5 protein-coding genes and 2 pseudogenes are annotated in these 4,378 nt (G+C 65.6%); 4 read left to right on the forward strand and 3 right to left on the reverse strand.

Annotation, left to right across the window (positions count from 1 at the left end; all coding sequences use genetic code 11):
* The 3 genes from J7024_RS36390 to J7024_RS36400 all read left to right on the forward strand — a co-directional run.
* A partial coding sequence (locus tag J7024_RS36390; protein ID WP_234746005.1) for an ABC transporter permease occupies positions 1–665 on the forward strand: 665 nt, incomplete at its 5' end.
* Between the two features lie 255 nt (positions 666–920).
* Positions 921–1,589: a lytic transglycosylase domain-containing protein gene (locus tag J7024_RS36395; protein ID WP_124826873.1), complete on the forward strand. Its 669-nt coding sequence runs from the start codon at positions 921–923 to the stop codon at positions 1,587–1,589.
* Between the two features lie 25 nt (positions 1,590–1,614).
* Complete coding sequence (locus J7024_RS36400) at positions 1,615–2,001, forward strand: lysozyme inhibitor LprI family protein (RefSeq protein ID WP_234746007.1); 387 nt, start codon at positions 1,615–1,617, stop codon at positions 1,999–2,001.
* Between the two features lie 25 nt (positions 2,002–2,026).
* Here the strand turns inward: J7024_RS36400 and J7024_RS36405 are convergent.
* Positions 2,027–2,119 (reverse strand): annotated as a pseudogene (locus J7024_RS36405) (LysR family transcriptional regulator); the annotation flags it as partial.
* Between the two features lie 28 nt (positions 2,120–2,147).
* On the opposite strand from J7024_RS36405, the pseudogene J7024_RS36410 reads away from it, so the two are divergent.
* Positions 2,148–2,381 (forward strand): annotated as a pseudogene (locus tag J7024_RS36410) (hypothetical protein); the annotation flags it as partial.
* Positions 2,382–2,424: 43 nt separating this feature from the next.
* Here J7024_RS36410 and J7024_RS36415 read toward each other — a convergent pair.
* Positions 2,425–3,777 carry a HipA domain-containing protein gene (locus J7024_RS36415; RefSeq protein ID WP_124826872.1) on the reverse strand — a complete coding sequence of 451 codons (1,353 nt, stop codon included), beginning with the start codon at positions 3,775–3,777 and terminating at the stop codon, positions 2,425–2,427.
* Positions 3,777–4,094: a helix-turn-helix domain-containing protein gene (locus tag J7024_RS36420; protein ID WP_124826871.1), complete on the reverse strand. Its 318-nt coding sequence runs from the start codon at positions 4,092–4,094 to the stop codon at positions 3,777–3,779. The genes J7024_RS36415 and J7024_RS36420 overlap by 1 nt, the downstream gene beginning before the upstream one ends.
* Between the last annotated feature and the right edge of the window lie 284 nt (positions 4,095–4,378).

Consider the following 4,378-nt stretch of genomic DNA (forward strand, 5'->3'; position numbering starts at 1 on the left):
CCGCATGGCTGCAGGGCGTATTCGCGCCGTTCGCGGACAACGGCGCGCCGGTCATCTACGATCGCGCGAGCCTGCTCGATCTCACGCTCGCGCATCTCGGCACCGTCGCCCTGTCGAGCCTGATCGGCACGCTCGTCGCGGTCGCGGCCGGCATCGCCGTCACGCGGCCGTCCGGCGCGGATTTCCTGCCGGTCGCGCGCAGCATCGTCGACATCGGCCAGACATTTCCGCCGGTCGCCGTGCTCGCGCTCGCGGTGCCCGCCGTGGGCTTCGGACTGAAGCCCGTGCTGATTGCGCTCGTCCTGTACGGACTCCTGCCGGTTTTCGAGAGCACCATCGCCGGGCTCGAGGACGTGCCGCGCGACGTCGTCGAAGCCGCGCGCGGGATGGGGATGAACGGCTGGCAGCAACTGGTGTCGGTCGAGCTGCCGCTCGCGTTTCCGGTGATCGTGAACGGCATCCGGCTCGCGGTCGTGATCAACCTGGGCACCGCGACGATCGGCTCGACGGTCGCCGCGCGCGGGCTCGGCGACGTGATCATCGCGGGGCTGCAGACGTCGAACACCGCGTTCGTGCTGCAGGGCGGCGTGATCGTCGGACTGCTCGCGGTGCTGGTCAGCGATGCGATCGGCGCGCTTGCGCGAGTGGCGGTGCGGCACATATGAAAAGACCGAGCGGCGACGTGAGCCTCGTGCAGCCGTGGAGGCTCGTGCGCGCAAAAGGGGATCCGGGTGGAAATCCGGCCATGCCGGTTCGTCCGGACTCCGATGGGTGTCTGCACAACAACCGAGCACGATGGCCCCGCCTGGTCCGGTCCGTCACGCCCCAAGCCTACACCGCGCTTTCATTCGAAGCCTCGCTCGAACACAAGCCGTGATTGGCCGATATACTATGCGCCTCCCATCCCCCCGCCCTTCACCATGCGACGACGGTTTTTCTGGCTGATCGTGCTTTCGCTCGGCATTGCGCAGCAGGCCTCGGCGCAGCAGGCGGCCGTGTTGCCGGCGCCCGCGCCCGAAGCGGCCGCATCCGCGCCGATCGATGCCTCCGCACCGGTCGCGAACGATCAGCCGAACGAAGCAAACCGCCGCATCACGTCCTACCTGACGAAGAAATTCGGTGTCGCGAAAGAGCGGGCCGCGAAGCTTGCCGATATCGTGAGCGTCACTGCGACGAAATATTCACTGCCTCCGGCACTCGTTTACGCCATCATCTCGATCGAATCGCGCTTCCAGGAGAAGGCGCGCGGCCAGCATGGCGCGACCGGGCTGATGCAGGTCGTGCCGGCTGCGCATCGCGGCCTGCTGCGCAACGTGAAGGATCTGACCGAGCCGAACGCCAACGTCGAGGCCGGTTCCGCGATCCTGTCGGGCTACGTGCGGGCGGCCGGCGGCAACGTGCAGGCCGGGTTGAAGAACTACGGCGGCTCGAATGCGTATGCAGCAAAGGTCATGCAGCGCGTCGACACGTTCCGGTTCGTGCTCGACCCCGAAGACGGCACGCAAAACGCGAACGACGGCAAAGCGCATATGGTGCCGGTCAGCGATCCGTCGACCGCGGCGCCCGCCGCGACCCGCAGCGCGAAGTAGGCGCGGCTTTCCCGTTCACTCGCCCGTGCGCCCCGCTGCCCGCCTGCTCGTCATCGCCGCGCTGTCGGCCCGCTCCGTTGCGGCATTCGCCGCCGTCGGCTGCGAACAACGGGGGCCGACGATGGAAGCCGTGCGCCGCTGCGCACTCGACGCCCGCGAGCAGCAAGTCGACCGTGCGTACCGGTCGCTCCAGCGCAAGCTCCAGCGACGCAACCCCGATGCGGCCATCCGGCTCGCGCAATCGCAGGCGAGCTGGACCAGCTTCGCCGGCGACACCTGCGATTACGTGAAAGCCGCGAATCCGCAGCGGATGATTCCGGACGACGCCTGGATGAACTGCCTGGTCGATTTCAGCGACGCGCGCGTGCGCATCCTGAAGAAGTGGGAAGCGCAACTGGACGCGTCGCCCTGAGCGGCGGGACGACGCGCTTCCCCCGTCATTCGCGTGCGAAGTGCGCGCGCAGAAACCCGATGAAGCGCTGCGTCTTCGCAGGCAGCAGCCGCGTTTCCGTCATCGCATAAACGGGCAGCGATGAATACGGCGGGTCGATCGAGAATCGCACGCGGGTCGCGATCGTTGCGGACGTGGCGTCCGGCGTGGCCGATCTCGAAACGTAAGGCCAGATGGCGCTCGCCCATCCGGATTTCGTGACGCGCGTGAAGACGGACGCGCCGCTGAACGACGCGCAGCGCGACACGTTCTTCGGCGGCGATGCGCGCGGGTACGTCGACTATCCGGCGCTGAGCAGCGCAGTTGCGGGTAACGGCGTCAATTCGGGACCATCGCCGTGACATGCCGGATCGGTGTCGCGGCGATGGTCGGCGAAGCGCGGGATCAGAGCAGCGCGACGTCGACCTTCGGCACCATGGGCGCAATGCGAAGGGCTCGCTCGGCCTGAACGCGCACATATTCCGAAATACGATGCACCCACGCACGCTCGTCGCCTGCATAAACGCCCGACTCCGCCAGCCCGGGCGCCAGTTTGGCAGCCAGCGTCGCCATCCGTGTCATTTCACGCGCAACGAGCGCCGGCCGGATCCGCGCACGATGCGCGAAGTCCGCGAGCGCGAAAGCGGTCAGTTCCTCGGTGCGAAACACATCCCCGTAGGCCATCGCCATATCCTGCACGTAAGCGTCGCCGTACACGTTCACGCACACCAGATCGTAAAGCGGCGCCGGATCGAGCCCGCCACTGCTGACGAAAAACGAAATGTTCTTGCCGTGTGCATCGCTGTTGCCGATCAGCAGTTGCAACAGCGCCCAGCGCAACATCGCTGAACGTGCTGCGGCGGGTGTCTCGAGCGACGGTGTCAGCGAAAACAGTTTCTCGAAGCTCACGCCTTCGCGGATATTGCGGATGTCCTCGTTGTTGCCGAGATTGCGTTCGTATTTGAGCGTCGCCGGCAAGTCGAGGGCCTGGCATCCATCAATGACATGCAGTCGCCGCACCGAGCTCACGCGCTGCGGATCGTCCGGTTCGGTCGTCACGAGCCGATCGAATCGTTCGATCAGCAGAATCGTCTCGGGGATACGCCGAATCTCGACATGCGCGACCGGCAATCCCATGTGGCGCGCCAGCGTCATGCAGAAATGCTCGTTGGCCACCATGAACGGCGCATTCGAGCTGCGCGATTCCGGCTTCAGAATATGCGAGCTGCTGAGCGCCCCGTCGACAAGCGCATACCGCTCCCCCTCGACGAGTACCTGCAGCTTGTCCTGATGGCCGGCGATCGACAGGCGCACCCGATCGTCCCAGACGGAAAACGGAATCGCATCGCGCTTACGGATACGGTCGGTCAATTCTTCCGCCGAGATCGGTCGCCGTACGGGCTCGAGGGTGTCAGGCGCTCGCGCGGCCGAGTCGTCGACCGGGACGAAGCTCAGCGCGCCGACGGGCTCCTTGCCGAGCATCCGGATCAGGCCGAAGACGTTGTCCTTCGATATCTGATACATCGATGCGGCAACGTCGAGTGCGCGGCCCTCGGGGAGCAGGTTGCCCACGAAGCGCTGGATTGCACCCTCCGGCGGCGTGCCGACATCGAGCGGAATGCATGGCGACAACGCAAACGCATCGCCGCGCACCAGCCACGCCGGATCGTACGAGAAGCCGTAGTCGTTGCGGCGAGCATCATAAGTCAACTGCCCGACCGGCGAGCCGTCGGCCGAAATGCGCAGGCGATGAATCATCACGCGCCCCCGGACGAGCCAGCGCGTACCGTCGCCTGATCGCGCAATACGTTGCGCGCCGTCTGTACATCGCGTTTCGGCACGACAAGCAAATTGAGGCCGAAGCCGTCCAGTACCTTGAACAGCTTGTCGAGACTCACCGCGCGGCCGTTTTCGAGCCGCGACAGCACATCCTTCGACACGCCGAGCATATCGGCCGCATCGTCGATCCGCATCCGGGTCTGCGCTCGCCGGTTGCGCACGAGCGCTCCGAGTGCGGCCAGGTCGGCTGCGAGCGGATCGGGGGTCGGGATGGGTTGCGGTAGGGTGCGGGCCATAATTCCGAAATTTCAGGAACAAAGCGCCGGCGCGAGCGAGCGACCGGCATAGTTCCGAGAATATCGGAATTATAGTGGTTCGCAGACGTGGCCGCCGATAATTCCGTTATTTCAGGAATAAATACCGGAACAGGTAGCGGCACCACATTGATCGCATATTTCAGGAACTATAAACGAACACGGCGGCGCATCCGCCCCGCCGTGTTCGCCCAGTCGCCGGATCACCTGCGTCGATCCGGTCCCCTCTGCCTACAACTCCCCCGCCCCCCCCGTCCACCGCAGGT

Origin of the sequence: Burkholderia sp. WTPI3 (assembly GCF_021483755.1) — a bacterium.
Classification (GTDB): Bacteria; Pseudomonadota; Gammaproteobacteria; order Burkholderiales; family Burkholderiaceae; genus Burkholderia.